This is a genomic window from Erwinia sp. 9145 (assembly GCF_000745075.1).
GTDB lineage: Bacteria > Pseudomonadota > Gammaproteobacteria > Enterobacterales > Enterobacteriaceae > Erwinia > Erwinia oleae.
In genome coordinates, this window is record NZ_JQNE01000001.1 from 690504 (window position 1) to 716780 (window position 26277).

Annotated in this window: 26 protein-coding genes; 18 read left to right on the forward strand and 8 right to left on the reverse strand. The window is 58.9% G+C overall.

What is annotated here, in order from left to right:
- Nucleotides 1-8 precede the first annotated feature (8 nt).
- On the reverse strand, nt 9-1583 hold the full coding sequence (locus FA91_RS03370; protein ID WP_034912527.1) for a gamma-glutamyltransferase family protein: 1575 nt from the start codon (nt 1581-1583) through the stop codon (nt 9-11).
- Between the two features lie 144 nt (nt 1584-1727).
- Here FA91_RS03370 and FA91_RS03375 point away from each other — a divergent pair, with 144 nt between their 5' ends.
- The 7 genes from FA91_RS03375 (at nt 1728) to hpxK (ending at nt 8180) form a co-directional block, all read left to right on the forward strand.
- Entirely contained in the window at nt 1728-2567 is an 840-nt protein-coding gene (locus FA91_RS03375; RefSeq protein ID WP_034912528.1) for a MurR/RpiR family transcriptional regulator, read from the forward strand.
- A gap of 262 nt (nt 2568-2829) precedes the next feature.
- Nucleotides 2830-3615, forward strand: a complete 786-nt coding sequence (locus FA91_RS03380) for a transporter substrate-binding domain-containing protein (RefSeq protein WP_034912529.1) — start codon at nt 2830-2832, stop codon at nt 3613-3615.
- 9 nt (nt 3616-3624) lie between these two features.
- Complete coding sequence (locus tag FA91_RS03385; protein ID WP_034912530.1) at nt 3625-4293, forward strand: amino acid ABC transporter permease; 669 nt, start codon at nt 3625-3627, stop codon at nt 4291-4293.
- Nucleotides 4290-4946, forward strand: a complete 657-nt coding sequence (locus FA91_RS03390; RefSeq protein WP_034912531.1) for an amino acid ABC transporter permease — start codon at nt 4290-4292, stop codon at nt 4944-4946. Before FA91_RS03385 ends, FA91_RS03390 begins: the two co-directional genes overlap by 4 nt.
- Nucleotides 4927-5664 (forward strand): amino acid ABC transporter ATP-binding protein, encoded by a 738-nt coding sequence (locus FA91_RS03395; protein ID WP_034912535.1) that lies wholly within the window; start codon nt 4927-4929, stop codon nt 5662-5664. Before FA91_RS03390 ends, FA91_RS03395 begins: the two co-directional genes overlap by 20 nt.
- A 30-nt stretch (nt 5665-5694) precedes the next feature.
- The gene (locus FA91_RS03400; protein WP_034912539.1) at nt 5695-6933 is read left to right on the forward strand and encodes an alanine--glyoxylate aminotransferase family protein; all 1239 of its coding nucleotides are present in this window, start codon (nt 5695-5697) and stop codon (nt 6931-6933) included.
- The gene (gene hpxK, locus FA91_RS03405) at nt 6933-8180 is read left to right on the forward strand and encodes an allantoate amidohydrolase (RefSeq protein WP_034912542.1); all 1248 of its coding nucleotides are present in this window, start codon (nt 6933-6935) and stop codon (nt 8178-8180) included. The genes FA91_RS03400 and hpxK overlap by 1 nt, the downstream gene beginning before the upstream one ends.
- A gap of 4 nt (nt 8181-8184) precedes the next feature.
- Here hpxK and FA91_RS03410 read toward each other — a convergent pair whose 3' ends face one another.
- A complete protein-coding gene (locus FA91_RS03410) occupies nt 8185-8979 on the reverse strand; it encodes a sulfite exporter TauE/SafE family protein (RefSeq protein WP_034912544.1) in 795 nt (264 codons plus the stop codon).
- 121 nt (nt 8980-9100) lie between these two features.
- Here FA91_RS03410 and FA91_RS03415 point away from each other — a divergent pair, with 121 nt between their 5' ends.
- Nucleotides 9101-9889 (forward strand): helix-turn-helix transcriptional regulator, encoded by a 789-nt coding sequence (locus FA91_RS03415; RefSeq protein WP_034912547.1) that lies wholly within the window; start codon nt 9101-9103, stop codon nt 9887-9889.
- 3 nt (nt 9890-9892) lie between these two features.
- On the opposite strand, the gene FA91_RS03420 is transcribed toward FA91_RS03415, so the two are convergent.
- Both FA91_RS03420 and FA91_RS03425 read right to left on the reverse strand, forming a co-directional pair.
- A complete protein-coding gene (locus tag FA91_RS03420) occupies nt 9893-10660 on the reverse strand; it encodes an amidohydrolase (protein ID WP_034912549.1) in 768 nt (255 codons plus the stop codon).
- Entirely contained in the window at nt 10648-11808 is a 1161-nt protein-coding gene (locus FA91_RS03425; protein ID WP_034912550.1) for a pyridoxal phosphate-dependent aminotransferase, read from the reverse strand. The genes FA91_RS03420 and FA91_RS03425 overlap by 13 nt, the downstream gene beginning before the upstream one ends.
- A 138-nt stretch (nt 11809-11946) precedes the next feature.
- Between FA91_RS03425 and FA91_RS03430 the strand changes: the two genes are divergently transcribed.
- From FA91_RS03430 to FA91_RS03440, 3 genes are read left to right on the forward strand one after another with little or no spacing between them, the layout of a single operon-like run.
- The gene (locus FA91_RS03430) at nt 11947-12561 is read left to right on the forward strand and encodes a methylthioribulose 1-phosphate dehydratase (protein ID WP_034912553.1); all 615 of its coding nucleotides are present in this window, start codon (nt 11947-11949) and stop codon (nt 12559-12561) included.
- Nucleotides 12558-13247, forward strand: a complete 690-nt coding sequence (gene mtnC / locus FA91_RS03435) for an acireductone synthase (RefSeq protein WP_034912556.1) — start codon at nt 12558-12560, stop codon at nt 13245-13247. The genes FA91_RS03430 and mtnC overlap by 4 nt, the downstream gene beginning before the upstream one ends.
- Entirely contained in the window at nt 13244-13786 is a 543-nt protein-coding gene (locus FA91_RS03440) for an acireductone dioxygenase (protein ID WP_034912558.1), read from the forward strand. The genes mtnC and FA91_RS03440 overlap by 4 nt, the downstream gene beginning before the upstream one ends.
- Nucleotides 13787-13795: 9 nt before the next feature.
- Here FA91_RS03440 and mtnA read toward each other — a convergent pair whose 3' ends face one another.
- Entirely contained in the window at nt 13796-14821 is a 1026-nt protein-coding gene (mtnA, locus tag FA91_RS03445) for an S-methyl-5-thioribose-1-phosphate isomerase (RefSeq protein ID WP_034912560.1), read from the reverse strand.
- A gap of 125 nt (nt 14822-14946) precedes the next feature.
- Here mtnA and mtnK point away from each other — a divergent pair, with 125 nt between their 5' ends.
- Nucleotides 14947-16137 (forward strand): S-methyl-5-thioribose kinase, encoded by a 1191-nt coding sequence (gene mtnK, locus FA91_RS03450; RefSeq protein WP_034912561.1) that lies wholly within the window; start codon nt 14947-14949, stop codon nt 16135-16137.
- A 56-nt stretch (nt 16138-16193) separates the two neighbouring features.
- Here mtnK and fadE read toward each other — a convergent pair whose 3' ends face one another.
- On the reverse strand, nt 16194-18638 hold the full coding sequence (gene fadE / locus FA91_RS03455; RefSeq protein ID WP_034912564.1) for an acyl-CoA dehydrogenase FadE: 2445 nt from the start codon (nt 18636-18638) through the stop codon (nt 16194-16196).
- 213 nt (nt 18639-18851) lie between these two features.
- Here fadE and lpcA point away from each other — a divergent pair, with 213 nt between their 5' ends.
- Complete coding sequence (gene lpcA, locus FA91_RS03460; RefSeq protein WP_034912567.1) at nt 18852-19430, forward strand: D-sedoheptulose 7-phosphate isomerase; 579 nt, start codon at nt 18852-18854, stop codon at nt 19428-19430.
- A gap of 46 nt (nt 19431-19476) precedes the next feature.
- Nucleotides 19477-20244 carry a class II glutamine amidotransferase gene (locus FA91_RS03465; protein WP_034912568.1) on the forward strand — a complete coding sequence of 256 codons (768 nt, stop codon included), beginning with the start codon at nt 19477-19479 and terminating at the stop codon, nt 20242-20244.
- Here FA91_RS03465 and dpaA read toward each other — a convergent pair.
- Nucleotides 20215-20946 carry a peptidoglycan meso-diaminopimelic acid protein amidase gene (dpaA, locus tag FA91_RS03470; protein WP_034912569.1) on the reverse strand — a complete coding sequence of 244 codons (732 nt, stop codon included), beginning with the start codon at nt 20944-20946 and terminating at the stop codon, nt 20215-20217. The two genes, FA91_RS03465 and dpaA, sit on opposite strands and share 30 nt — an antisense overlap.
- Before the next feature lie 238 nt (nt 20947-21184).
- On the opposite strand from dpaA, the gene dinB reads away from it, so the two are divergent.
- On the forward strand, nt 21185-22240 hold the full coding sequence (dinB, locus tag FA91_RS03475; protein ID WP_034912570.1) for a DNA polymerase IV: 1056 nt from the start codon (nt 21185-21187) through the stop codon (nt 22238-22240).
- 41 nt (nt 22241-22281) lie between these two features.
- Here dinB and pepD read toward each other — a convergent pair whose 3' ends face one another.
- Nucleotides 22282-23739: a beta-Ala-His dipeptidase gene (pepD, locus tag FA91_RS03480; protein ID WP_034912571.1), complete on the reverse strand. Its 1458-nt coding sequence runs from the start codon at nt 23737-23739 to the stop codon at nt 22282-22284.
- Between the two features lie 251 nt (nt 23740-23990).
- Here pepD and gpt point away from each other — a divergent pair, with 251 nt between their 5' ends.
- The 3 genes from gpt to crl all read left to right on the forward strand — a co-directional run bounded on the left by gpt (nt 23991) and on the right by crl (nt 26264).
- Nucleotides 23991-24449 (forward strand): xanthine phosphoribosyltransferase, encoded by a 459-nt coding sequence (gpt, locus tag FA91_RS03485; RefSeq protein WP_034912572.1) that lies wholly within the window; start codon nt 23991-23993, stop codon nt 24447-24449.
- Nucleotides 24450-24566: 117 nt separating this feature from the next.
- Complete coding sequence (gene frsA, locus FA91_RS03490; RefSeq protein WP_034912573.1) at nt 24567-25817, forward strand: esterase FrsA; 1251 nt, start codon at nt 24567-24569, stop codon at nt 25815-25817.
- A 45-nt stretch (nt 25818-25862) separates the two neighbouring features.
- Entirely contained in the window at nt 25863-26264 is a 402-nt protein-coding gene (gene crl, locus FA91_RS03495) for a sigma factor-binding protein Crl (RefSeq protein ID WP_034912576.1), read from the forward strand.
- Nucleotides 26265-26277: the final 13 nt, after the last annotated feature.

Below are 26277 nucleotides of genomic sequence, written 5' to 3' on the forward strand. Positions count from 1 at the left end.
TTCTCCTGTCAAAAACCGGCGGCGCTGCCGTCGCTGCGGGGATCGCTGGCGCCTTCCAGCATGCCGCTGGCATGGCGCACGATGGCGCCCGCATGCCCGACGGCTTCGCTAAAATCGGGCAGCTTTTCAAGCTGATGCCCCAGCGCGCTCAGCGCATCAAAAGTGCTTTGGGGAAAGCGGCCCTCAAGCTTGAGCGAATCAGACGATTCGCCCCAGGTACGGCCGAGCAGCCAGCGCGGCGCGGTAACGCATTGCTGAAGCGGCATGCCCTGCATCACGTAGCGCGTGAAGATCGCTGCCTGCGTCTGCGGCTGCCCGTCGCCGCCCATTGAGCCATAAACCAGCGTGCGGCCATCTTTCAGACGTGCTGCGGCCGGATTCAGCGTGTGGAAAGGCTGCTTGCCCGGTGCCAGCGCCAGCAGGTGGGTGGGATCAAGGCTGAAAGCGGCGCCGCGATTCTGCCAGACGATCCCGGTGCCGGGCAGCACCACGCCGCTGCCAAATTCGTGGTAGATACTCTGAATAAACGAGACGGCCAGCCCGTTTTTGTCGATGACGCCCATCCACACCGTGTCGCCCGGCCCTTTGCCTTCTGCGCCAGGCATGGCGCGCGCATCGTCGATCTGGCTGGCCATCATTGCCAGTCGCTGAGGATCCAGCAGTGACTGCGCCTCTTGCTGCATGTGCCGCGGATCGGTGATGTGGCGATCGCGCAGATCGAACGCCAGTCGGGTTGCCTCAACGATGCGGTGAAGGGTCTGCACCTCGCTGGCCTGGGCCATGTCCAGTTGGTTCGTGATGCCGAGGATGGCCAGTGAAACCACGCCCTGAGTTGGCGGCGGCGTATTAAAAATGTCGCCCATGTCGTGCCGGAGGCGCAGCGGCATGCGGCGCTTTACCTGATGCTGATGGAGATCCGTAAGGGTAATCGGCATGCCGAGGCGCGACATCTCTGCGGCCATCTTCTCTGCCAGCGCACCGCGATAGAAGCTGTCCAGGCCGTGGCGGGCGAGCTGGCTGAGCGTGTCGGCGAGGTCGGGCTGGATAAAGCGGCTGCCCGTGGGCGGCACGTCGCCGTCAGGCATGAACAGGTCAGTAAAACCGGGCAGGTCGGCCAGTTCGTGAACTTTGCTGCGGGTTGCCGCCGCCTGCGAATCTGTTACCGGAAAACCTGCCCGCGCGTAACCCGTTGCGTCGGCTAACAGGCGTGAGAGCGGCAGTTTCCCGCTGCTGAGCGCAAGCGCCCCGGCCCAGCCGCTGACGGTGCCCGCCACGGTCAGCGCCGCTTTTGCCCCGCGATGCGGGATTTTTTCCGCGCCCTGATAAAAAGCGATATCCGCCAGCGAACCCGCCGCGCCGCTGGCGTCGAGAGCAATCGGATCGCCGTCGGGCGGTACGATCAGCCAGAAACCGTCGCCGCCCAGCCCGTTCATATGTGGGTAAACCACCGCGATGGTGGCGGCGGCGGCAACCATCGCCTCAATGGCATCGCCGCCTTCTCGCAGCACCGCCAGCGCGCTCTCGCTGGCAAGATGATGCGGCGTGACGGCCATGCCGGATGGGGCAGTTTTACTGTGGATCATGACGGCTTCTCATTAAGAAATGACATAACCCGTCAAGCAAGAGGTGTTCCAGGTTGCATAAAGCGTTGCGGAAAATAGTGCTTTTGTGCCGCGCCGTTTTGTTTATGCTGTCTGCACTGAAACGAAAGTATCAAAGGTTGAGCCATGAAGCCGCTTGATGAACGTCTGAAACATCACTATTCGCAGCTCTCCGGTCAGGAGCAGCGCATCGCGGATTTCATTTTCGATCACTACGACGACCTGATGGGCTACAACAGCGCCGAGCTGGCGCGTCTCAGCGGGGTATCGAAGGCCACCGTCAGCCGCCTGTTTAAGCGGTTGGGTTATGAAAAATATAAGGATATGCGCGACGAACTGCGAACCCTGCGCCAGAGTGGAATGCCGCTGGCGGGCGACCGTGATGTGGTTCAGGGAAACACGCTGCTGGCGCGTCACTACAAACAGGAGATGGCAAACCTCACGCAGTGGGTGAATCAGATTGATGCAGACGCCTTCAACGACATTATCCAGCGTCTGGCCAGCAGCAAACGCCTGTTTATCATTGGCATGCGCAATGCCTGGCCGGTTGCGCTGCACCTTCGTCAGCAGCTTTTGCAGGTCAGAGGCGACATTCACCTGCTGCCGCAGCCGGGGCAAACGCTCTCCGAAGAGCTGGTGGCGATGAATGAAAACGATATGGCGGTGGTACTGGCCTTTCGCCGTCGCCCGCGAATTATCAAACCCCTTCTGCAACAGATGCAGCAACGTGGCATCCCCTCGCTGGTGATATGCGAGCCGCAGGCGCAGTCGGTACGCGCGCTGGCGCGCTGGGAACTTTGCGTCCCGCTGGACAGCGTTTCCGCTTTTGACAGCTACGCCGCTGCCAACAGTCTGGTAAACCTGTTATCGAATGCGCTGCTGCACGAATTACTGCAAACGGGGCGGCAGCGAATCCATCACATCGCCGATCTTTACGCTGCGCTGGACGAGCTGGAACAACGTTAGTTGGGCACCATTATAGTGCATTGCATTATTTTGACGCAGCGGCAGCGTACTTTTTTTACACGGCAGGGCAAAAGAGCTGAGATGGCTTAAACGCACTTAATTTCATGCAATTATGCTCAAATTCCTTGTTTTTCATTTTCTGTTTTGCATCTGACATTCTGCTGATGGCGGGTTAATGACCCACCGCTTCCTTTGGCACATTAGTTGCAAAGATAAAAATTAAGAATCTTTTGTTTCAATGCTACGCTACCGGGGAAGAGAGATGAAAAAACGATTACTGACCGTACTGGGCGCAATACTGATGCTGATGCAGGTGACACAGGCAATGGCCGATCAGCTACAGGAGATTGAAAAACGCGGCGTCATTCGTATCGCCATTCCGCAGGACTTCCCGCCGTTTGGATCGGTCGGCACCGATCTCCAGCCGCAGGGTTACGATATCGATATGGCAACCTATCTGGCAAAACAGATGAAACTTAAGTTGCAGCTGGTGCCGGTGAGCAGCGCCAATCGTGTGCCTTATCTGCAAACCGGTAAAGTTGACCTGGTGATTTCCAGCCTGGGGAAAAATGCCGAGCGTGAAAAAGTCATCGCCTTCAGCCGCGCTTACGCGCCATTCTTTTTAGGCGTATTTGGCCCCAAAGAGAGCGCGTTACCCGATGCAAAAGCGCTCAGCGGGAAATTAATCGGCGTCACCCGTGGCGCGGTGGAAGATATGGTGTTGAGCGAGGTGGCGCCGAAAGATGCTCAGGTAAAACGCTATGAGGACAACAACACCACCTTATCCGCTTACCTCTCCGGTCAGGTTGAATTTATTGCCACCGGTAATCTGGTGGTGGCGGCCATTGCGCGACAGAACGCCGATAAAGCGCCGGTGGCGAAATTTATGCTTAAAGATTCGCCGTGCTATATCGGCATGAAAAAAGAGCAGCCCGCGCTGAAAGCGAAAGTGGATGCGCTGATCGCACAGGCGATCAAAGACAAGACGCTGAACGGCCTGTCTGAAAAATGGCTGAAAGCGCCGCTGCCTGCGGATCCGGGCGCATAGAGGCGGATAATGATGGGCCAACTTGATTTCGCCGCGCTGCTACCTTACCTGCCGTCCCTGCTGCTGGGGTTGTGGGTAACTATTCAGCTTACCGCGTTGGCCACGGTCGGCGGCGTGACGCTTGGGATTGTCGGTGCAGCGCTGCGCTGCGGCAAGCCGTCGCTGGCGGGCCGGTTATGGGGGATCTACGTTGAACTGATCCGCAATACGCCGTTCGTGGTGCAGCTGTTCTTTATTGTTTTCGGACTGCCAAACCTGGGCCTGAAGCTGACGGCGGGCGAGGCCGCCCTGCTGGCGATGCTGGTCAACCTGGGCGCCTACAGTACTGAAATCATCCGTGCAGGAATTCAGGTGACACCGCAAGGGCAGTGGGAGGCGGGCCGCGTGCTGGGGCTGAGCCGCAGACAGACTTTCCTTCGGGTGATCCTGCCGCCCTCGCTGAAGCGCATTTACCCGGCGCTGGTCAGCCAGTGCATTATCGTGATGTTAGGTTCATCGGTGGTGTCGCAGGTGTCTTATGAAGAGCTGACCTTTGCCGCCAACGTGATTCAGTCACGCACCTTCTTAAGTTTTGAGGTGTATCTGGTCACCACGCTTATTTATCTTCTGCTGTCTGTCGCCATGCGGCAGGTGCTGCTGGCGGCGGGACGCCGCTGGCTGGGAGGCGGTCAATCATGAACACCTTTACCGACTGGGACATTCTGCGCAACCTGCTGCTGGCGGCGCGCTGGACGCTGCTGCTGTCGCTGGTCGCATTTGTCGGCGGCACCGTGGTGGCGATGCCGCTGGTGGCTGTTCGCCTGAGCGGACGTCGCTGGCCGGGACGCGTTGTCCGCGCCTGGAGCGAACTGTTTCAGGGCACGCCGCTGCTGATGCAGCTGTTTCTGGCTTTTTTCGGCGTGGCGCTGTTTGGTATCGACGTGTCGCCGTGGACGGCCGCCTCGCTGGCGTTAACGTTTTACACCAGCGCCTTTCTGGTGGATATCTGGTTCGGCAGCATTCGCGCGCTGCCCAAAGGGCAATGGGAAGCCTGCCGATGTCTTGGGCTGAGCGTGGGACAGGCGCTGTTTCGCGTGGTGCTGCCCCAGGCGTTGCGCATCGCCATTGCGCCGACCGTCGGCTTTGCCGTGCAGGTGGTGAAAGGCACCGCGCTGGCCTCGATCATCGGTTTTGTCGAGCTGACCCGCGCCGGAACGATCCTCAATAATGTCACCTTCGAACCTTTTAAAGTGTTCGGACTGGTGGCGCTCGGCTATTTCCTGATCTGTTATCCGCTGTCGCGATACAGCAAGTACCTGGAGAAGAAATTCAATGCCGCTCATCACCATTAATCAGGTGCAGAAATACTACGGCGAGAACCATGTGTTGAAAGGCGTGGATCTTGATATCGACATGGGCGAGGTGGTCTCGATTATTGGCCGCAGCGGCTCAGGTAAAAGCACGCTGTTGCGCTGTATCAACGGCCTGGAAGCCTATCAGGATGGCAGCATCAAGCTGGGCGGCATGACCATTACCCACCGCGATGCGCAGGCGCGCGAAATCAGCCGCTCCATCGGCATGGTGTTTCAGAACTGTAACCTGTTTCCGCACATGACCGCGCTGGAAAACGTGATGCTGGCGCCGCGTCGGGTACTGAAGAAGAAAGAAACCGCGTGTCGCGAACTGGCGGCGCGCATGCTGGAAAAGGTCGGGCTTGGCGATCGCATGGATTACTATCCTTCCAGCCTGTCCGGTGGTCAGCAACAGCGCGTGGCGATTGCCCGCGCGCTGGCGATGAACCCCAAAGTGCTGCTCTGCGACGAAATCACCTCGGCGCTGGATCCGGAACTGGTTGGCGAAGTGCTGAAGGTGCTGGAGCAGCTGGCGAAAGAGGGCATGACCCTGATCCTGGTGACGCATGAAATGAATTTCGCCCGGGAAGTGGGCGATCGCGTGGTATTTATGCATGAGGGCCGTGTCCGGGAGCAGGGCGAGAGCAAAGCGCTGTTCGCCAGTCCGCAAACCCCGGAACTGAAGCAGTTTATCTCGTCCGTGCGCGGTCTGAGCTGACTCTGAGTATCAAAAAGAAGGAGAGAACGGATGGATATCACCCACTACCCACAAATTAATCCGCCGCCGCGCCTGCTGATGGGGCCCGGCCCGATCAATGCCGATCCGCGCGTGCTGCGCGCCATGTCCAGCCAGCTACTCGGCCAGTACGATCCGGCGATGACGCACTACATGAACGAGGTGATGGCGCTCTATCGCGGCGTGTTTCGCACCGAAAACCGCTGGACGCTGCTGGTGGACGGCACCTCGCGCGCGGGCATCGAGGCGATTCTGTTGTCGGCCATTCGACCCGGCGACAAAGTGCTGGTGCCGGTTTTTGGCCGTTTCGGCCATCTGCTGTGCGAAATCGCCCGTCGCTGTCGCGCGGAAGTTCATACCATTGAAGCGCCGTGGGGCGAGGTGTTCACTCCCGATCGCATCGAAGACGCGCTGAAAACCGTGCGGCCGCGCATGCTGCTGACCGTGCAGGGCGACACCTCAACCACCATGCTTCAGCCGCTGGAGGCGCTCGGCGCGCTGTGCAGACAATATGGCGCGCTGTTCTATACCGACGCCACCGCCTCGCTGGCGGGCAATCCGCTGGAAACCGATGCCTGGGGGCTGGATGCGGTTTCCGCAGGCATGCAGAAATGCCTTGGCGGGCCGTCCGGCACCTCGCCGGTGACGCTCAGTCCGCAGATGGAGGCGGCGATCCGCAGGCGTAAATGCGTGGAAGAGGGCATTCGCACCGCCGATCATCAGGATGGCGACGAAGAGATGATCTGGTCGAACTATTTCGATCTGGGCATGATCATGGATTACTGGGGGCCGGAGCGGCTTAACCACCACACCGAAGCCACCAGCGCGCTGTTCGGCGCGCGCGAATGCGCCCGGTTGATCCTTGAGGAAGGGCTGGAAAACGGCATCGCCCGCCATAAGCTGCACGGCGACGCGATGCTGAAAGGCATCCAGGGCATGGGACTGGACACCTTCGGCAACCTGAAACACAAAATGAACAACGTGCTCGGCGTGTGCATTCCACCGGGCATCAACGGCGACAGCGTGCGCAAAGTAATGCTGGAAGACTTCGGCATTGAAATCGGCACCTCGTTTGGCCCGCTGCACGGTAAGGTCTGGCGCATTGGCACTATGGGCTATAACGCGCGCAAAGAGTGCGTGATGATGACGCTCAGTGCGCTGGAGTCCGTGCTCACCCGGCTGGGCTTTAAAACGCCGCAGGGCGCGGCGATGCAGGCTGCCTGGGATCACTACGCAAACGGGAGCGCCTGATGAATGCGGCAGACGCCGCACGGGCGGCAGCGAGGGTGATGGCGCGCTGTGATGCGCTGGCGGCGATCAGCGAAGCGCCGGACGGGCTGACGCGCGTTTATCTTTCGCCGGAACACCTGCGGGCCAATGCGCTGACCGGCGAATGGATGCGCGCGGCGGGCATGCGCGTCTGGCAGGACAGCGTCGGCAACATCTGCGGGCGCTACGAAGCCAGCACGCCAGGCGCGCCTGCGCTGCTGCTGGGATCACACCTTGATACCGTGCGCGATGCGGGCCGTTACGACGGCATGCTGGGCGTGCTGAGCGCCATCGAAATCGTGCACGCGCTCAACGCCAGCGGGACGCGCCTGCCACATGCCATTGAAATTATTGGTTTTGCCGATGAAGAGGGCACGCGCTTTGGCATCACTCTGCTGGGCAGTCGCGGTATCACCGGGAGCTGGCCGGAAAGCTGGCTGACTCACCGTGACGGCAACAGTATCACCGTGGAACAGGCGATGAGCGACGTGGGTTTCAGCGCGCACAACGTGCAGCAGGCGGCGCGAAAACCCGACGAGATCATGGCCTATCTGGAACTGCATATAGAACAGGGGCCAAGCCTGGAGCAGGAGGGGCTGGCGCTGGGCGTGGTGACCGCCATCAACGGTGCGCGCCGACTGAACTGCCGTTTTCTCGGCGAAGCCGGGCACGCCGGCACGGTGCCGATGGCGCACCGTCGCGACGCGCTGGCCGCTGCCGCAGAATGGATGGTATTTATCGAGCAGGCCACCGCCGCGCACGGCCCGCAGCTGGTCGCCACGGTGGGCGCGCTGCACTGTGCGCCCGGCGCGGTAAACGTCATTCCTGGCGAGGTTTCGCTCAGCCTTGACGTGCGCGGCCCGGACGACGACGCGCTGGCGACGCTGCTTGCCGAACTGCTGACGCAGGGCGAGGCGATAGCCCAGCGGCGCGGGCTGAACTTCAACGCCGAGCAGTATTATCAGATTGCCGCCACGCGCTGCGACGACACGCTACAGGCGGCGCTGCGCCGCGCGGTAACCGGCGTGCAGGGGCGCAGCCTGTCGCTGCCCAGCGGTGCGGGACACGATGCTATTGCCATTGCTGCGCGCTGGCCGGTGGGCATGCTCTTCGTGCGTTGCGCGGGCGGCGTCAGTCACCATCCCGACGAATCGGTGCAGGAAAGCGACGTTGCGCTGGCGGTTCAGGCTTACCTGCAAGCCGTGATTGAGGTCGCGGGCGCGCACTGACTTATCAGAGTGATATCGCGATGGTGACGCCCGTCAGCAGCAGGATGTAGATGCGGGCGTGGAGTAAATCCGGCACCGGCGGAATGAACTTGCGGGTAAAGGCAATGCCCGCAAAGCCGGTCACGATCAGCAGCCCCAGAATTTGCAGGTTAATGTACCCGAGGTAGCCGTTTTCAGGCATGCCATCCGGCGCGCTGAAAATGTAAACCAGTGAAGCAACCACGGCGACGGGCACAGAAAGCGGATTTGCCGCACTGATGCAGTGCTGCATCGCGTAGCCGTGACGTCGAAGCAGCGGCACGGTCATCACGCTGCCGCCCACGCCGAGCAGGGCGGCAACCGTGCCAATAACCACGCCGCCTGCGCTCGCGGTAAATGAAGAAAGGCGTTTTTTCTCCCGCTGCATGAAAAAACCTTTTCGCAGCAGACAATCCGCCACGGTGAAAAGCATATAAAGAATGTAAAGCATCCTGATGCGGTTATCCGGCAGCGCGCCTGCCAGCAATGCGCCAAGAAGCGCGCCGGGTACAATAAAGAAGATCAGTGGACAGAGCGTTTCCGCAAGCAGCGTTCCCGCTTTCCAGTTTTTGTAGCTCGCCAGCGAGGCATTCAGCACCATCACCGCCGTCGAGGTGGCCACCGCAATATGCATCGCCTGGCCCGCCACGGCGTCACCGCCATGATGCGAGATAAAGCGATACACGAAGGGAACAACCACAAAACCCCCGCCAAACCCAAATAAAACGGTCGTCATACCGGTTGCAACACCGGCCAGCACAATTATCACGATGTCGCTCATTTCGCCTGCCCTGTACAGAAGAAAATAGTGGCGGCAAGCATACCGTCTGCCCCTCCGGCTTCCCATTTTCGGCCCGCTCATTTACCCTTGCGAAACGGTCAAAATAAAGGCTGACGAGCTGATGCGTAACGTCCATATTGACGATCATGACAACCTTAAGCGGGACGTGGTGGCGCTGGGAAATGACTATCCCGGCGGCTATCTGCTGTCGAAACACCGCCACCGGCGGGCGCAGCTGCTCTATGGGGCGACGGGCCTGATGGAAGTGATGACCGACAGCGGCTGCTGGATTGTGCCGCCGCAGCATGCGGTCTGGCTCCCGTCCGGCATGGAGCATCGTGTGAAATTTATGGGCGTCACCACCCGCAGCCTGTATATCGAACCGGCAAAAGCGGACGATCTGAACATGGGGAACGCCTGTAAAATCATTGCTGTCTCTTCGCTGCTGCGTCAGTTGCTGATTGAGGCGGTAGATCTTCCCCCTCTTTACGAGACGCAGCGCGATTGCGCGCTGATGACGCTGCTGTTAGCTGAAATGGCGACCATGCCCCGCCGTGCTTTTGACATTCCGCTGCCGCAGGAGAAAAGGCTGCTGCTGAAGTGTCATCGCTTCCTGAACAGGCCGTCGGTACAGGCCGCATCGGTTGACTGGGCCGCCGATCTTTTTATGAGTGAAAGCACCTTCCGGCGTCATTTCAGGCGTGAAACGGGGTTGTCATTCTCTGCCTGGCGACAAAGAGCGTGCGTGGTGGTATCGCTGGCGCGGCTGGTGGAAGGCGAGGCGGTGAACGTTATCGCGCTGGAGATGGGTTATGAAAGCGGCTCGTCATTTTCGACCATGTTCCGCCGGGTGACCGGGCAGTCTCCCTCGCACTATCTTCCCCCGGCGCAAACGCGCAGGGGGACGTAAGCGTTAAAAATAAAACGCGTCCGCATCGCGCCACGCCGGAAAGCGTTGGCGATAATCGCGAAGTGCTTCAAGTGACAGTTCAGCATGAAGCACGGCAGGCTGATGAGGCTCGCCCGCTGCCACGATATCGCCCTGCGGGTTGATGATCCGGCTGTCGCCGCTGTAGTGATGGTCGTTACCGTCGCGGCCCACGCGGTTGCAGCCCGCCACCCAGGCCTGATTCTCAATGGCGCGGGCCAGCAGCAGCGCCTGCCAGTGAGCGGCGCGCGGCGCGGGCCAGTTGGCGACGTAAAGCGCCAAATCGTAGTCATTGCGGTTGCGGGAAAAGACCGGAAAGCGCAGATCGTAACAAACCTGCGGCAGAATGCGCCAGCCGCGCCATTCGACGATCTCACGGCGGCTGCCGGCCAGGTAATGATGATGCTCATCGGCCATGCGGAACAGATGCCGTTTATCGTAACGGTGAACACGGCCGTTTGGCTCGACCAGCAGAAAGCGATTGACGGCACCGTCCGCTGTCTGAATCGCGGCGCTGCCGCCCACCAGCGCGTCGGCCGTGCGGGCTTTCTCGTGCAGCCACTCTGCGACCCGCGCTTCAGGCAGCGAGCTTTTCGCCGCCTCCATCGCAAAGCCGGTGGTGAACATTTCCGGCAGCACAATCAGGTCGCGCCCGTGCAGGCCGGCCAGCAGCGTATCAAAGTGACGCAGATTGGCTTCGCCTTCCATCCACGCCAGCGGCTGTTGCAGCACGGTAAGGTTTAAAGTTGACACAGGCGCTCCGCGGCGGCGTCCAGCGTGGCTTCCTGTTTGGCGAAGCACAGCCGGATCAGCTTATGGGGGAAAGGATCGGCGCAGAATACCGACAGCGGGATCGCCGCCACGCCAACCTCCGTGGTCAGCCACTGGCAGAACGCCACGTCGTCCAGATCGGAAACGGCGCTGTAGTCGGCGAGCAGAAAATAAGTGCCTTCACAGGGCAGCACCTTGAGGCGGCTTTTCGACAATGCCTGCACAAAACGATCGCGCCGCGCACGGTAAAATGCGGGTAATTGTCGATAGTGCTCAGGCTCGGCGTTCAGCATATCCGCCAGCGCCAGCTGTGCGGGCGTGTTTACCGCGAAGGTCAGATACTGATGCACCTTACGAATTTCCGCCGTTAACTCGGCGGGCGCCACGCAGTAACCCACTTTCCAGCCGGTCATATGGAAGGTTTTACCAAACGAGGACACCGCAATGGCGCGCGCACGCAGTTCAGGGTGCGCCAGCACGCTGGCGTGGCCGTCGTCGGCAAAACAGATGTGTTCGTAAACCTCATCGCTCAGCACATAGATTTCCTGCGCGCGAATGGCCTGCCACAGCGACGCATAATCGCTTTTCTGCCAGACGGTGGCGGAAGGATTGTGCGGCGTATTCAGAATGACTAACCGGGTGCGGGAGGAGAGCTGCGTGGCGAAGGCCTGCCAGTCAACGCGAAACGACGGCGGTTGCAGTGCGATGCGCTTCATAACGCCGCCCGCCAGCGTCACCGCAGGCGCGTAGCTGTCGTAGCTGGGATCGAAGCAGATCACCTCATCGCCAGGCCGAACCAGCGCGGTGATCGCGGCATAGAGCGCTTCGGTTGCGCCTGCGGTCACGGTCACCCCGGTCGTGCTGTCCGGCCGGTAGCCATAAAGTTCCGCCGTCTTTGCGACAATCGCGTCGCGCAGCGGCTGCACGCCCGCCATGGGCGCATACTGGTTCGCGCCCGTACTGACATGGTGCGCCAGGCGCGATTTAAGATAGTCGGGGCCGTCGAAATCGGGAAAACCTTGCGACAGATTGATGGCGTTGTGCTGCTGGGCGAGCGCGCTCATCTGCGAAAAAATAGTGGTGCCGAGAGCGGGCAATTTGCTCTCAGGGATCAGGTGAGTCTGGCTCATGAATAGTCATCCTTCGGCGCGGGATTTACGCTCTGTATTGCTGCCACTATAGCCGCGATGCTACTATTTGGCAATCGAGACGCTTAGACGTCTAAATGCCCTGTCGGTTCAGGCGGACGGGCTATGATAAGGAGCGGTATGACCTTGAGTTCACAGTTAGATCAGCTGGTGGCAGCCTGCCACTGGATTGGCGAAAAAGGCTGGGCGCCTGCCACCGGCGGCAATATGTCGGTGCGTCAGGACGCGGAATTTTGCCTGCTCAGCGAATCCGGCAAAGACAAAGGTGCGCTGACGCGCAATGACTTTATTCAGGTGGCGATTGCGACAAACGCGGTGCCGTCAGGGCGTAAGCCCTCTGCCGAAACCGGCCTGCACACGCTGATATATCGGCTCTTTCCTGATGCGGGCGCGGTGCTGCACACGCATACGGTCAACTCGACCGTGCTCTCACGCGTTGAGAAGAGTGCCGCACTGATTCTGCAAGGTTATGAAATGCAGAAAACGCTGGCCGGACAGCACTCGCATCTCAATCGCGTGGCCCTTGCGCTTTTCGATAACGATCAGGATATTGATGCACTGGCAGGACGCATTGCGCATTACGCCGAAACCTCGCCGCTGCGCTATGGTTTTTTGCTGCGCGGCCACGGCCTCACCTGCTGGGGCAGGGACGTGCAGGAAGCGCGTCGCCATCTTGAAGGGCTGGAGTTTCTTTTCCAGTGTGAACTACAACGCCGCGTGCTGGAGGCCAGATGATCCGCGCCATTGTTACCGATATTGAAGGCACCACCAGCGATATCCGCTTTGTCCACAACGTGCTGTTTCCCTATGCGCGTGAAAACCTCGCCGCGTTCATTGCCGCCTTTCAGCACCGCGAAGACGTGGCGCAGGCGTTAAGCGATCTGCGGGACGAAATCGCCCGGCCGCAGGCGACGGTGGAGGATCTGATCGCCGTGCTGTTTGGCTTTATGGATGAAGATCGCAAGTCTACGGCGCTGAAGGCGCTTCAGGGCATGATCTGGCGTGATGGCTACCTCAACGGCAGCTTTACCGGCCATCTCTATCCTGACGTGCTGCCGTCGCTGACCAGCTGGAAGCAGCAGGGCATTGATTTATATATTTATTCCTCCGGCTCCGTCGCTGCGCAAAAATTGTTATTTGGCTACAGCGATGAGGGTGATATTACTGGTCTCTTCAGCGGCTATTTCGATACGCACGTCGGCGCCAAGCGAGAAACGACGTCCTATCGCAACATTGCCGGAAAGATCAACCTGCCGGCGAATACGCTGCTGTTTTTATCAGATATGCGTCAGGAGTTGGATGCCGCTAAAGAGGCGGGCTGGCATACCTTACAGTTACTGCGTGACGACGCGGATGAGCAGAGCCGCCATCGTCAGGTAAACCGTTTTGATCAGATAACCCTGGAGCCGTTTGCTTTATGAGTGCACTGACTATTTTTACCGATATTGAAGCCACCAAACCGATCTGGCACAGCACCGATGCCGAAGAGATACGCCAGAAGCTGAATGCGAAAGCGGTGCGGTTTGAGCGATGGGAAGCGGATCGCGATTTAGGTAAAGATCCCGCGCCGGAAACGGTGATCACCGCCTATCAGCACGCAATTGACCGGCTGGTGGCTGAAAAAGGCTATCAGAGCTGGGACGTCATCAGCATGCGGGCGGACAATCCGCAGAAAGAGACGCTGCGTACTAAGTTTCTCTCCGAGCACACGCACGGCGAAGACGAAGTCCGCTTCTTTGTTGAAGGTTCCGGGTTGTTTTGTCTGCATCTCGACGGACACGTTTACCAGATCCTCTGCGAGAAGAACGATCTGATCTCCGTGCCAGCCGGGACGCCGCACTGGTTCGACATGGGATCGGCGCCCCATTTTACCGCTATACGCATCTTTGATAATCAGGAAGGCTGGATAGCAAACTTTACCGGCGATGCGATTGCCGATGCCTATCCACGCCTGCCGTAGGTCAATGCGTTATCGGGCTGGCTGAAACACGCCTGCCTCAACCTGCGCTGCGGTGACCACGCCGGTGTCCAGCACCCAGCCCGCGATCAGCGCGGCGGGCGTGACGTCAAAGGCCGGGTTATAGACCTGCGCATCGTCCGGCGCCCAGCGAACGTCGCCAAAGCTGCCGGCAACGCCGGTGACTTCGGTCGCGGCGCGCTGCTCAATAGGGATGGCGGCACCGTTGGGACAGGCGGGATCGAGCGTGGTATGCGGCGCGGCAACGTAAAACGGAATGCCGTGAAAATGCGCCAGTACCGCCAGGCTGTAGGTGCCAATTTTGTTCGCCACGTCGCCGTTGGCGGCGATGCGGTCGGCGCCGACCCAAATCGCATCGACCTGCTTTTGCGCCATCAGGCTGGCGGCCATGCTGTCACAAATAAGCCGATAAGGCACGCCGAGTTCGCCGAGCTCCCATGCCGTCAGGCGGCCGCCCTGAAGAAGCGGGCGGGTTTCATCCACCCAGACTTTCTCAACGCGGCCATCCTGCCAGCCGCGCGAAATAACACCCAGCGCCGTCCCCACGCCGGCCGTTGCCAGGCCGCCGGTGTTGCAGTGGGTGAGGAGACGGCTGCCGGGCGCGATCAGTTGGGCACCATGAGCGGCAATTTTATCGCACAGCGCGCGATCTTCCTCCACCAGGCGCAGCGCTTCAAACGTCAGGGCGGTGACATAATTGTCCTGCGCCAGCGCAAGCTTCATGCGATCGAGATTGTTCATCAGATTCACGGCGGTGGGGCGAGCGGCGCGGAGGATTTCCAGCGAGCTGGCGAGTTCCGCTTTCGCCATGCCGTTTTCTGCCAGCAGGGCCAGCAGCAGGCTGGCGGAGAGGCCAATCAGCGGTGCGCCACGAACCCGCAGCGTTTTGATATGTTCTACCAGGTCAGCGACACCGGGCGTTGGACACCAGATCGTTTTTTGCGGCAGCGCCTGCTGATCGAGTATCCAGAGTTGGTTGTCACGAATTCGTAAGCTGGTGGTTTGCAAAGTCTGCATGAACGTTAAATCCTGGTTGCGTTATTGCGGCATATTGTGCCAACATGCCTTTCGGAAGTATAGACGTCTGAACGGCTTATATTAAAAGAATTGTTGGATTCATCGCGATCGAAGAGGGGCAGGCAATGTCGCAATACCGTACGTTCACCGCAGCAGATGCCGTTGAATACGCGCGCCAGTTTGGCGGCGTGGCGGATCTGGTGGATTCCCTTGAGGTGGGTGATGGCAACCTCAATCTGGTGTTTAAAATTTTCGACACGAAGGGCATCAGCCGAATCATCATCAAGCAGGCCCTCCCTTATGTCCGCTGCGTCGGGGAATCCTGGCCGCTGACGCTCGATCGCGCACGCATTGAAGCCGAAGTGCTCAATATACATGGTCAGTTCTGCCCGGAACATACGGTAAAAATCCTGCACTACGATCCGCAGTTAGCGGTGATGGTGATGGAGGATCTCTCCAGCCTTGCCATCTGGCGCGGCGAGCAGGTAAAAGGCGTGGACTATCCGCAGGCTGCCGCGCAGCTCGGCGAGTATCTGGCGAAGACGCTGTTTCACACCTCCGATTTTTTCCAGCATCCGCATCAGAAGAAGGCGGATGTCGCGCGCTTTACCAACCCGGAACTGTGCGACATCACGGAAGAGCTGTTTTTTAACGAACCCTATGAGGTGCATGAACGCAATGGCTATCCGCGCGCGCTGGAGCCGCTGGTAGCCTCGCTGCGCACCGATGACGCGCTGCGGCTGAACGTCGCGGCGCTGAAGCACCGGTTTCTGTCCAACGCTGAGGCGCTGCTCCACGGCGACGTGCACAGCGGATCGATATTCGTGGGTGACAATACGCTGAAGGTCATCGATGCGGAGTTTGGCTATTACGGCCCGATAGGTTTCGACGTGGGCAGTGCGCTGGGTAATCTGCTGCTTAACTACTGCGCGCTGCCGGGCCTGCTGGTGCCGCGGGAAGCCGCCGATGCGCGCGAAAAGCGCCTTAATGACGTGCGCAGACTGTGGCGGCGCTTCTCTGAACGCTTCCTGGCGCTGGCGGCGGAAAATTCACGCGACCGCGCGCTGGCGTATCCCGGCTATGGTGACGCCTTCATGCGTAAAATCTGGCAGGACACGCTGGGCTTCTGCGGTACAGAGCTGATCCGTCGTACGGTGGGCATGTCGCAGGTGGCGGATATTAAAGAAATTGACGATGAAACGATGAAGATCGAGTGCGTGCGTCAGGCGATAACGCTGGGCAGAACGCTGATCCTCGCGGCACATCAGATCGACGATATTGATGCGCTGATCGCCCGCGTCAGGCAGAACGGATAAACGAAACCCCCCGCCTTTCGGCGGGGCGTTATTCCCTCATACTTCAGCGCAACGCGCTAGGCCGCCTCAGTTTTTCTTTCCTGCTCCATCATCTTTACCGGCTGCGTTGCCAGCGCATCCGCCTCAAACTCATCGACGTTGATGGCGCGCAGGCGGCTGGCTTCCGCACGGATCAGCACCGCGGCTTCTTCATCATTGAGCCATTTTTCCGCCAGCCCGCGTTTTGCCAGCTCGTCCAGCCGGGTAAACGGCAGCGGCTTCTTCTGCTCCTTACACAGGCGATCGTGAATAACCTCCGCCGCCATAACGTGACTGAGCGCCTCTTCCAGCTGCCCCGCAGGATTGTGCTCAGACGGCGTCAGGTACTGCCCGCGCCCAAGACGCGTGCGGGTGGCGGAAGGCAGTTGCAGAATGCGTGCCAGTTGGTGATCGAGGCGATCGGACGGCTCACGGCAGTGGCGACCGGTCGGGAAAATCACCGCGTGGAGCAGACCGGCAACCAGTCGATTCGGGAAATTACGCAGCAGCGCTTCCACCGCCGTTTCGGCCTGATACATCGCATCCTGCACGCCCCAATGCAGCAGCGGCAGATCCGCTTCGTTGCGGCCTTCGTCCTCATAGCGTTTCAGCGCCGCCGAGGCCAGATAGAGCTGGCTGAGCACGTCGCCCAGGCGGGCAGAGATGCGCTCACGACGCTTCAGGCTTCCGCCCAACACCGACATCGACATGTCGGCCAGCAGCGCCATGTTGGCGCTCAGGCGGTTCAGATGCTGATAGTAGCGGGCGGTCACGTCGCGGGTCGGCGTGCGGCTGGTGCGGCCGCCGGTCAGTCCAAGCCACAGGCTGCGCGCCACGTTACTCCCGACGTGTCCGACGTGGCTGAACAGCGCGTTGTCAAACGCGTGCAGATCGTGATTGTGCGCGGCGGCCATCTCTGTCAGCACATACGGATGGCAACGGATCGCGCCCTGGCCAAAGATGATCATGCTGCGCGTCAGAATATTGGCGCCTTCCACGGTGATGGCAATAGGCGCGCCCTGGTAGGCGCGGGCCAGGAAGTTGCTTTTGCCGAGCATAATGCCTTTGCCGCCAGCAATATCCATCGCATCCAGAATGGCGCGCTGCCCACGATGGGTACAGTGGTATTTCACAATAGCAGAGAGCACCGCCGGTTTTTCGCCCTGCACGATGCCGTAGGTAATTAATGAAGCGGCGGCGTCCATCACCCAGGCATTACCGGCAATGCGTGCCAGCGGCTCTTCGATGCCCTCCATTTTGCCGATGGGCAGACGAAACTGGCGGCGAATATGCGCATAGGCGCCGATGGCCAGCGCAATGCTTTTGACGCTGCCGGTGGAATTGGAGGGCAGAGTGATGCCGCGTCCGACGGAGAGGCATTCAACCAGCATCCGCCAGCCCTGACCGGCCATTTTCGGCCCGCCAATAATGGTATCAATTGGGACAAAAATATCGTTACCGCGCGTCGGGCCGTTCTGGAAAGGTACGTTCAGCGGGAAGTGGCGTTTGCCGATCTCCACGCCCGGCGTGTGTGCCGGGATCAGCGCGCAGGTAATGCCCAGGTTTTCCGTCTCGCCCAGCAGATGTTCGGGATCGGAGAGCTTAAACGCGAGGCCGAGGACGGTAGCGACCGGTGCCAGCGTGATATAACGTTTGTTCCAGGTGAGGCGCATGCCCAGCACGCGTTCGCCCTGCCATTCGCCCATACACACCACGCCGGTGTCCGGGATGGCACCGGCATCGGAGCCGGCTTCCGGGCTGGTCAGCGCAAAGCAGGGGATTTCGTCGCCCCTGGCCAGACGCGGCAGATAATGATTTTTCTGTGCTTCCGTTCCGTAGTGCTGAAGCAGTTCACCGGGGCCGAGTGAGTTCGGCACGCCTACGGTAATGGCCAGGATGCCGGAGACGCCCGCCAGCTTTTGCAACACCTGCGCCTGCGCATACGCTGAGAATGCCAGTCCGCCGTACTCTTTCTTAATGATCATGGCGAAAAAGCGCTGTTCTTTCAGGTACGCCCACAGCTCAGGCGGCAAATCGGCCATTTCGTGCGTGATGGCGAAGTCGTTCGCCATGCGGCAGGCCTCTTCAACCGGGCCATCCAGAAACGCCTGCTCATCGGCGGTCAGACGCGGCTGCGGATAATTGTGCAGCTTCTGCCAGTCCGGCGCGCCGCGAAACAGCTCGCCTTCCCACCAGGTGGTGCCTGCTTCAATCGCCTCTTTTTCTGTGCGGGACATCGGCGGCATCACTTTCTGAAAGGTTTTCAGCATCGGTTTTGAGAACAGTGACTGGCGCAATGAGGAGAGGTTAAACGGCAGCAGCAGCAGCGCCACCGGGATCACCATCCACATCGTCCAGACGTGCGCCAGCGCCCAGGCCACCGTCCAGACCAGCAGGATCAGACTGCTGAGCCGCAGGCTGATGCGGTGATAAAACAGCACGCCAATCAGCACAAGTGTTGCAACGCAACTGAGAAGCATCATAAAAATCTCCATCATCTAGTAAGAGGTCTGACCTGTTGGCTACAGATTTAGATGAGATGCATTTGCTTAGCAATGCATTTACATAATAATTACAACGTGGGTCACATTCCGCGCGCACTTAATGTCAATGTGACAGCCCAACCGGAAAGGCGCTTTTCGCGCTTCGTCCGGGTTGTTAAACTAAATCTGACCTCACTCTTAAAGGACTCCCCTATGTATCAGGACATCATTCGCGCCGAGCTCAACGAAGCCGCTGAAACGCTCAGTAACTTTCTCAGCGACGAAGCCAATATTCACGCCATCCAGCGCGCGGCGGTGCTGCTGGCAGATGCTTTCAAAGCGGGCGGCAAGGTGCTCTCCTGCGGAAACGGCGGTTCACACTGCGATGCCATGCATTTTGCAGAAGAGCTGACCGGCCGCTATCGTGAGAATCGCCCCGGCTATCCGGCGATTGCCATCTCTGACGTCAGCCATCTCTCCTGCGTCAGTAACGATTTTGGCTATGAGTTTGTCTTCTCGCGCTACGTGGAAGCGGTGGGCAAATCGGGCGATGTACTGCTTGGTCTTTCCACCTCCGGCAACTCGGCCAACGTGCTGAAAGCCATTGAAGCCGCGCGCGCGCAGGGCATGAAGGTGATTGCGCTGACCGGCAAAGACGGCGGAAAAATGGATGGTCTGGCCGACGTGGAAATTCGCGTCCCGCACTTCGGTTACGCCGATCGTATTCAGGAGATCCATATCAAAGTGATCCATATCCTGATGCTGCTGGTTGAAAAAGAGATGGTTAAATAATCCTTTTGCCGCCCCGTGCGCGGGGCATTGTTTGCGAGGTAGCGCTATGTGCGAACTGCTCGGGATGAGCGCGAACGTTCCGACCGATATCTGCTTCAGCTTTACCGGGCTGGTTCAGCGCGGCGGAGGAACCGGCCCGCATAAGGACGGCTGGGGCATTACCTTTTATGAGGGAAAAGGCTGTCGCACATTCAAAGATCCTCAGCCCAGCTTCAACTCGCCTGTTGCGCGCCTGGTGCAGGAGTATCCGATTAAATCCTGCTCGGTGGTGGCGCACATTCGTCAGGCCAATCGCGGCAAGGTGTCGCTGGAAAACACGCATCCGTTTACGCGCGAGCTGTGGGGGCGTAACTGGACGTTCGCACACAACGGCCAGCTAAAAGGCTACCGACGTCTTGATACCGGGCAGTTCCGTCCCGTCGGGGAAACCGACAGCGAACACGCTTTTTGCTGGCTGCTGCACCAGCTGACCCTGCGCTATCCGCGCACGCCGGGCAACTGGCCGGCGGTTTTTCGCTACATTGCCGAACTGGCGGCGGAGCTGCGTAAAAAGGGCGTGTTTAATATGCTGCTGTCGGATGGACAATTTCTGATGACGTACTGCTCAACCAATCTGTTCTGGATCACCCGGCGGGCACCGTTCGGCAAGGCGACGTTGCTGGATCAGGATGTGGAAATTGATTTTCAGAAGCAGACCACGCCGAACGACGTGGTCACGGTAATCGCGACTCAGCCGCTGACCGCTAACGAAACCTGGCACAAAATTGCGCCAGGCGACTGGACGTTATTTTGTCTCGGTGAGCGCCAACGCTGAGCGATCCGTAAAGGTACTGCCTGCGCTGCCCATCACGTAGCGACCGTCGCTAACGCTGACAGCAGGTGGCAGGCGCGTTTTTACAAACTGCGCGTAGCCCGGCTGAAGCTGCCGCCAGAAACTGTAGTAGACCGAGTTGCGGTGGCGTTGCAGGTTGCTGTCGGTCATGCGGAACGGGTAAATGCTGACGTCCACGCGTGGCTGACCGTTACGCAGCGCTGCTTCCACGTAGCGATAAATATCTTCAATGTAGGTATCGGTCATCGCATAGCAGCCGATAGAGACGCAGCTGCCGTGGATCATCAGGTACTTACCTTCGTAACCCTGCTGGCGATCGTATTCATTGGGGAAGCCAACGTTGATCGCGCGATAAAAGCGGCTGTCCGGCTTCAACTGGGAAAGCCCGACGCTGTAGAATCCTTCCGGGCTTTTAAAATCACCCTGACGTCGCTTTGGCCCCAGGCCACCGGAAAAATTACAGATCCGATAGCTGTCGATCAAACGATACTCGGTGCCGATTTTGCCATACAGCTCAAGCGTGCGCTCTTCTTTGAAGATCTGAATATAGACAGGCGTGCCAAGTAACTGTTTCTTTAATTCTTTGCTGACCGGAGCCAGCGGCAGAACCGGTGCGGTCGGTTCGCTGGCAAAAACAACGGCTGGCATTAAAAACATCGCAAACAGCAGTGCGATTTTGCCCATTCTGTTTCCCTTAAAAGAGGGTTGGAGACAGCGTCGGAGACGCCTTTAACTGGCAATATAGGAAAAGTCCTTAATTGCAGCGCCACATTAGCATTGTCTGTTTTTTTATCAAGAGAGCGACGGTGAAAATACGCATAAAAAGCGATCAAAAATCCCTGCCGCTGCGCTTTGACGTTGCACTGAGAGATTGAAAACGGTCTGATTAACTGTATACTTATCCAGTGATGACGGAGGGGGCATGCGCAAGATCATTCACGTTGATATGGACTGCTTTTTTGCCGCAGTAGAAATGCGTGACGATCCTGCGTTGCGCAATATTCCCATTGCTATCGGGGGCAGCCATCTCAAGCGCGGCGTCATCAGCACCGCAAATTACCCGGCGCGAAAATATGGCGTACACAGCGCGATGTCCACGGCGATGGCGCTGAAGCTTTGCCCTCACCTGAAAGTGATCCCCGGTCGCTTTGACGCCTATAAAGAGGCCAGCGCGCACATTCGTGAAATCTTTTCCCGTTTTACCTCGCTGATTGAACCGCTTTCTTTGGATGAAGCCTATCTGGACGTGTCCGACAGCCATCACTGTCGGGGCTCGGCCACGCTTATCGCGCAGGAGATCCGCCGCACCATCGCCCATGAGCTGAACCTGACCGCCTCCGCAGGCATCGCGCCGGTCAAATTCCTCGCCAAAATCGCCTCCGATCTTAACAAGCCTGACGGACAATATGTCATCACGCCGGACGAGATGGCGCCGTTTCTGCTGACGCTGCCGCTGGCGAAAATTCCCGGCGTCGGCAAAGTGACGGCAAAGAAGCTGGAGGAGATGGGGCTGCTCTCCTGCGGCGACGTGCAGAAAACCGACCTGGCCACGCTGTTAAAACGCTTCGGGAAATTTGGTCGGGTCATCTGGGAGCGCAGTCACGGTATCGACGAGCGGGCGGTGATCACCGAGCGCCTGCGCAAATCTCTCGGCGTTGAACGCACGCTGTCGGAAGATATCCATAGCTGGGAAGCCTGTCTGGAAATTATCGATTTTCTCTATGAAGAGCTGGAACGGCGACTGGAGAAGATCAAGCCGGACAAGCTGATTGCCCGTCAGGGCGTGAAGCTGAAGTTCAACGATTTCCAGCAAACCACCCAGGAGCACGTCTGGCCGGTACTGAATAAAGACGACATGATTGCGGTGGCAAAGAAAACCTGGGAGGAGCGGCGTGGCGAGCGCGGGGTCAGGCTGGTCGGGCTGCACGTTACGCTGCTCGATCCTCAACTGGAGAGGCAACTGCTGCTGGGGCTGTAAAAACCGGCGTCTGCCTCATAGCCGACGCCGGTTGGCACGATCTACTTCGCGGGGATCGCCTTCAGCAGGGCGGTCAGCAGCTGCCAGTACAGGCCGACGCTTGCGATATGCACCTGCTCATCCGGCGAGTGAGGGCCGGTGATGGTCGGGCCGATAGAAACCATATCCATGTCCGGATACGGTTTTTTGAACAGCCCGCACTCCAGTCCGGCGTGGATCACCTGAATGTTCGGCGTCCTGTCAAACAGCTTCTTATAGGTGTCGCTCACCAGCGCCATCATCGGTGAGGAGGCATCCGGCTGCCACCCGGGGTAGCTGCCTTTGGCGACGGTTTTCGCACCAGCCAGTTCGCCCAGCGCGGTGAGCGTCTCGACCAGGTACTCTTTACCGCTGTCGATCAGTGAGCGAACCAGACTGTTGATTACCGCCTGGTTCTCCTCCAGCTTGACCACGCCGACGTTCAGCGAGGTTTCCACCACGCCTTTCATCACGTCTGAGTTGCGGATCACGCCGTTTGGCGTGCTGTTCAGCAGCGCAATAAACGCATCGCGGCTGACGTCGGTCAGCGCCTGGCCGGAAGCCGCGACGTTCTCGACCACCAGGTTTATATTCTTCTCTTTCAGGCTCAGCTCGTTTTGCAGCGTTTCCAGATAGCTCAGCGCTGCGCTTTTCAACTGATCGATCTTATCGGCAGGAACGGCAAGCGAGGCGATAGCTTCACGCGGAATAGCGTTACGCAGCGTACCGCCGGTAAAATCGACCAGACGCAGATCCAACGTCTTCGCATGGGCAAACAGGAAGCGCGCCAGCAGCTTGTTGGCGTTGCCAAGTCCGACGTGAATATCGCAGCCGGAGTGGCCGCCTTTCAGCCCCTTCAGGATGAGCTGAATATGCTGATAACCCGCCGGGACGGCTTCACGCTCCACCGGCAGCGTGGCGGTAAAGTCGATGCCACCCGCGCAGCCCATGTAGATCTCGCCCTCTTCTTCAGAGTCGGTATTGATCAGGATCTCTGACTGAAGCCAGCCGGGCTGGAGGCCAAACGCGCCGACCATGCCGGTCTCTTCGGTCATGGTCAACAGCACTTCAAGCGGGCCGTGTTCGACGTTTTTGTCCGCCAGCACCGCCAGCGCGGAAGAGAGGCCAATGCCGTTGTCGGCGCCAAGCGTGGTGCCGCGTGCTTTCACCCATTCGCCATCCACCCACGGCTGAATCGGATCTTTGGTGAAATCGTGCACGGTGTCGTTATTCTTCTGCGGCACCATATCAAGATGCGCCTGCAACGCCACAGGCTTCAGGTTTTCCAGACCGCGGGTTGCCGGTTTGCGGATCAAAATATTGCCCACCGCATCGCGCTCGGCCCAGAACCCCTGCTCTTTTGCCCAGGACAAAATAAAGTTCGCCAGCTCTTCTTCATGGTACGACGGGTGGGGAATAGAGCAGACTTTGGCAAAAATATCCCACAGCGGCTGTGGCGACAGTTGAGACAATTCAGACACGATAACTCTCCTGTGTCAGCATCCCCGGTCAGCAGTGGCCGCGGATAGCAAGCATGATTAGCGGTTGAGAAACTCCCGTCAGTCAATCTGACGCGATGGGCAAAGAATATCACCCTTTGCCTGTCGTTGCTCAAGGGCAGCGGGAAAAACTCAGGTCAGCGCTGGTTTTTGACGGCTCAGATCTCTATAATTCCGCGCAACCACTCCCATTGTACAAATTTTAAGCCAACACCATTGGTCGGGATTCCTTTATGAGCGAAAAATACGTCGTCACCTGGGACATGCTTCAGATCCATGCCCGCAAACTGGCTCAGCGCCTGCTACCCGTTGAGCAGTGGAAAGGCATTATCGCGGTCAGCCGCGGTGGTCTGGTGCCTGCTTCTCTGCTGGCCCGTGAATTGTGTATCCGCTATGTGGATACGGTCTGCATCTCCAGCTACGACCACGACAACCAGCGCGAAATGACCGTGCTGAAGCGTGCGGAAGGCGACGGTGAAGGTTTTATCGTGATTGACGACCTGGTCGATACCGGCGGTACCGCGCAGGCGATCCGCGACATGTATCCGAAGGCGCGTTTTGTGACCATTTTCGCCAAACCGGCCGGTCGTCCGCTGGTGGATGACTACGTGGTCGACATTCCGCAGAACACCTGGATTGAGCAGCCCTGGGATATGGGCGTGGTTTATATCCCGCCGATTGTGAAAAGCTGATTGACCGACATCAATACAACGTCCGGTTCTGCCGGGCGTTGTGGTTTTTACGCTTACCACCGCCAGCCATGCTGCGTTAGACTACGCAGAACCCGTGCGTTGGAGGAGTGTTACGCCATGCCGTCAAAAAATCTGAGTGAAGAACTGTTCAAACCTCGCTTTAAACATCCCGAAACCTCATCGTTAATCCGTCGTATTCAACATCAACCTCTTCAGACTGTCTCTTCTGCGCTGGAAGGCGAAAGCCATCGCGGCTGGTACCGGATGATCAACCGGATGCTGTGGAGCTGGCGCGGACTGCCGCCGCTGGAGCTGGGCGAAGTGATGGCCAGGATCGCCGCCAGCAGCGCCGATCGCACCCGTGAGACGCTGCTGGATACGGTGGTGGGCTATCGTGGCGGCAACTGGATTTATGAGTGGTCAAAACAGGCGGCGGTCTGGCAGCAAAAGGCCTTTGATGCAGACAGCGACGAGGCGGCAGGGCGCTGCTGGCTTCATGCCGCCAACCTGTATGGCGTGGCGGGGTATCCGCATCTGAAAGGCGATGAACTGGCCGAACAGGCGCAGATGATGGCGAGCCGCGCCTATGAGGAAGCGACCGGTCGGCTGACCGGCGAGCTGAAAGAGCTGACGTTTCCTGTTGCTGACGGCGGTTCCATCGTGGGCTTCCTGCATATGCCTTCCGGCGTCAGCGCGCCTTATCCTACCGTGCTGATGTGCGGTAGCCTCGATGCGCTGCAAACCGATCACTACCGCCTGTTTCATGACTACCTTGCGCCGCGCGGTATCGCGATGCTGACCATCGATATGCCTTCCGTGGGCTTCTCGTCGAAGTGGACGTTAACGCAGGACACCAGCTTTCTGCATCAGCAGGTGCTGCGCCATCTGGAAAATATTCCCTGGGTTGATCACACCCGCGTTGCGGCATTTGGCCTGCGTTTTGGCGCCAACGTGGCGGTGCGCATGGCTTTTCTGGAGTCGCAGCGTCTGTGCGCCGTTGCCTGTCTCGGGCCGGTCGTACACAGCCTGCTGAGCGAAACAGCCTTGCAGGATCGCATTCCGCCGATGTATATGGATGTACTGGCCAGTCGGCTTGGCATGCGTAGCGCCTCTGACGACGCGCTTCGCGCCGAACTGAATCGCTATTCGTTAAAAACGCAGGGATTGCTGGGCCGACGCACGCCGGTGCCGCTGCTTTCTGCCTGGTGGCCAGACGACGTTTTCAGTCCGGAAGAGGAGTCAACGCTGATTGTGCGGTCGTCCGGCGACGCGAAACGGTTGCCGATTGCGCGCTCGCCTGCAATGCATAACTTTGATAAAGCATTACGTGATATTGTTGACTGGTTGGCAAAGCGATTGCGCTGCTAATATTGAACCCTTTGCTTTTACAGGCTGATGAATGGAGATTTGACAATGTCGTTACCGAGTGGACATCCTAAAAGCCGCTTAATGAAGCGTTTTGGTGCACTGGGGCCGTATATCCGTGAAGCGAAGTGCGAAGACAATCGCTTTTTCTTTGACTGCCTGGCCGTTTGCGTCAACGTTAAACCTGCTCCGGAACTGCGCGAGTTTTGGGGCTGGTGGATGGTGCTGGATGCACAGCAGGACCATTTTGCCTATGAATATCATTTCGGCCTGTTCGATAAAGAGGGCAACTGGAAGCCTTCTGCGATTAAAGGCAAAGAGAACAACCAGCGGCTGGAAGAGACACTGCGTAATTTCCACGAACGCCTGGTCGCCACGCTGGCCGAACTGGAGCTGGGCCTGAAACCGGCGGCGGGCTTTGCCGATGAGCCAATCAAGCTGACCGCCTGACAACGAACCTGAA

What these genes read in the sequence shown, in the direction of transcription:
- FA91_RS03370 (WP_034912527.1), bottom strand. Translation starts at nt 1,583, where the DNA reads ATGATCCACAGTAAAACTGCCCCATCCGGCATGGCCGTCACGCCGCAT.
- FA91_RS03375 (WP_034912528.1), top strand. Translation starts at nt 1,728, where the DNA reads ATGAAGCCGCTTGATGAACGTCTGAAACATCACTATTCGCAGCTCTCC.
- FA91_RS03380 (WP_034912529.1), top strand. Translation starts at nt 2,830, where the DNA reads ATGAAAAAACGATTACTGACCGTACTGGGCGCAATACTGATGCTGATG.
- FA91_RS03385 (WP_034912530.1), top strand. Translation starts at nt 3,625, where the DNA reads ATGATGGGCCAACTTGATTTCGCCGCGCTGCTACCTTACCTGCCGTCC.
- FA91_RS03390 (WP_034912531.1), top strand. Translation starts at nt 4,290, where the DNA reads ATGAACACCTTTACCGACTGGGACATTCTGCGCAACCTGCTGCTGGCG.
- FA91_RS03395 (WP_034912535.1), top strand. Translation starts at nt 4,927, where the DNA reads ATGCCGCTCATCACCATTAATCAGGTGCAGAAATACTACGGCGAGAAC.
- FA91_RS03400 (WP_034912539.1), top strand. Translation starts at nt 5,695, where the DNA reads ATGGATATCACCCACTACCCACAAATTAATCCGCCGCCGCGCCTGCTG.
- hpxK (WP_034912542.1), top strand. Translation starts at nt 6,933, where the DNA reads ATGAATGCGGCAGACGCCGCACGGGCGGCAGCGAGGGTGATGGCGCGC.
- FA91_RS03410 (WP_034912544.1), bottom strand. Translation starts at nt 8,979, where the DNA reads ATGAGCGACATCGTGATAATTGTGCTGGCCGGTGTTGCAACCGGTATG.
- FA91_RS03415 (WP_034912547.1), top strand. Translation starts at nt 9,101, where the DNA reads ATGCGTAACGTCCATATTGACGATCATGACAACCTTAAGCGGGACGTG.
- FA91_RS03425 (WP_034912550.1), bottom strand. Translation starts at nt 11,808, where the DNA reads ATGAGCCAGACTCACCTGATCCCTGAGAGCAAATTGCCCGCTCTCGGC.
- FA91_RS03430 (WP_034912553.1), top strand. Translation starts at nt 11,947, where the DNA reads ATGACCTTGAGTTCACAGTTAGATCAGCTGGTGGCAGCCTGCCACTGG.
- mtnC (WP_034912556.1), top strand. Translation starts at nt 12,558, where the DNA reads ATGATCCGCGCCATTGTTACCGATATTGAAGGCACCACCAGCGATATC.
- FA91_RS03440 (WP_034912558.1), top strand. Translation starts at nt 13,244, where the DNA reads ATGAGTGCACTGACTATTTTTACCGATATTGAAGCCACCAAACCGATC.
- mtnA (WP_034912560.1), bottom strand. Translation starts at nt 14,821, where the DNA reads ATGCAGACTTTGCAAACCACCAGCTTACGAATTCGTGACAACCAACTC.
- mtnK (WP_034912561.1), top strand. Translation starts at nt 14,947, where the DNA reads ATGTCGCAATACCGTACGTTCACCGCAGCAGATGCCGTTGAATACGCG.
- fadE (WP_034912564.1), bottom strand. Translation starts at nt 18,638, where the DNA reads ATGATGCTTCTCAGTTGCGTTGCAACACTTGTGCTGATTGGCGTGCTG.
- lpcA (WP_034912567.1), top strand. Translation starts at nt 18,852, where the DNA reads ATGTATCAGGACATCATTCGCGCCGAGCTCAACGAAGCCGCTGAAACG.
- FA91_RS03465 (WP_034912568.1), top strand. Translation starts at nt 19,477, where the DNA reads ATGTGCGAACTGCTCGGGATGAGCGCGAACGTTCCGACCGATATCTGC.
- dpaA (WP_034912569.1), bottom strand. Translation starts at nt 20,946, where the DNA reads ATGGGCAAAATCGCACTGCTGTTTGCGATGTTTTTAATGCCAGCCGTT.
- dinB (WP_034912570.1), top strand. Translation starts at nt 21,185, where the DNA reads ATGCGCAAGATCATTCACGTTGATATGGACTGCTTTTTTGCCGCAGTA.
- gpt (WP_034912572.1), top strand. Translation starts at nt 23,991, where the DNA reads ATGAGCGAAAAATACGTCGTCACCTGGGACATGCTTCAGATCCATGCC.
- frsA (WP_034912573.1), top strand. Translation starts at nt 24,567, where the DNA reads ATGCCGTCAAAAAATCTGAGTGAAGAACTGTTCAAACCTCGCTTTAAA.
- crl (WP_034912576.1), top strand. Translation starts at nt 25,863, where the DNA reads ATGTCGTTACCGAGTGGACATCCTAAAAGCCGCTTAATGAAGCGTTTT.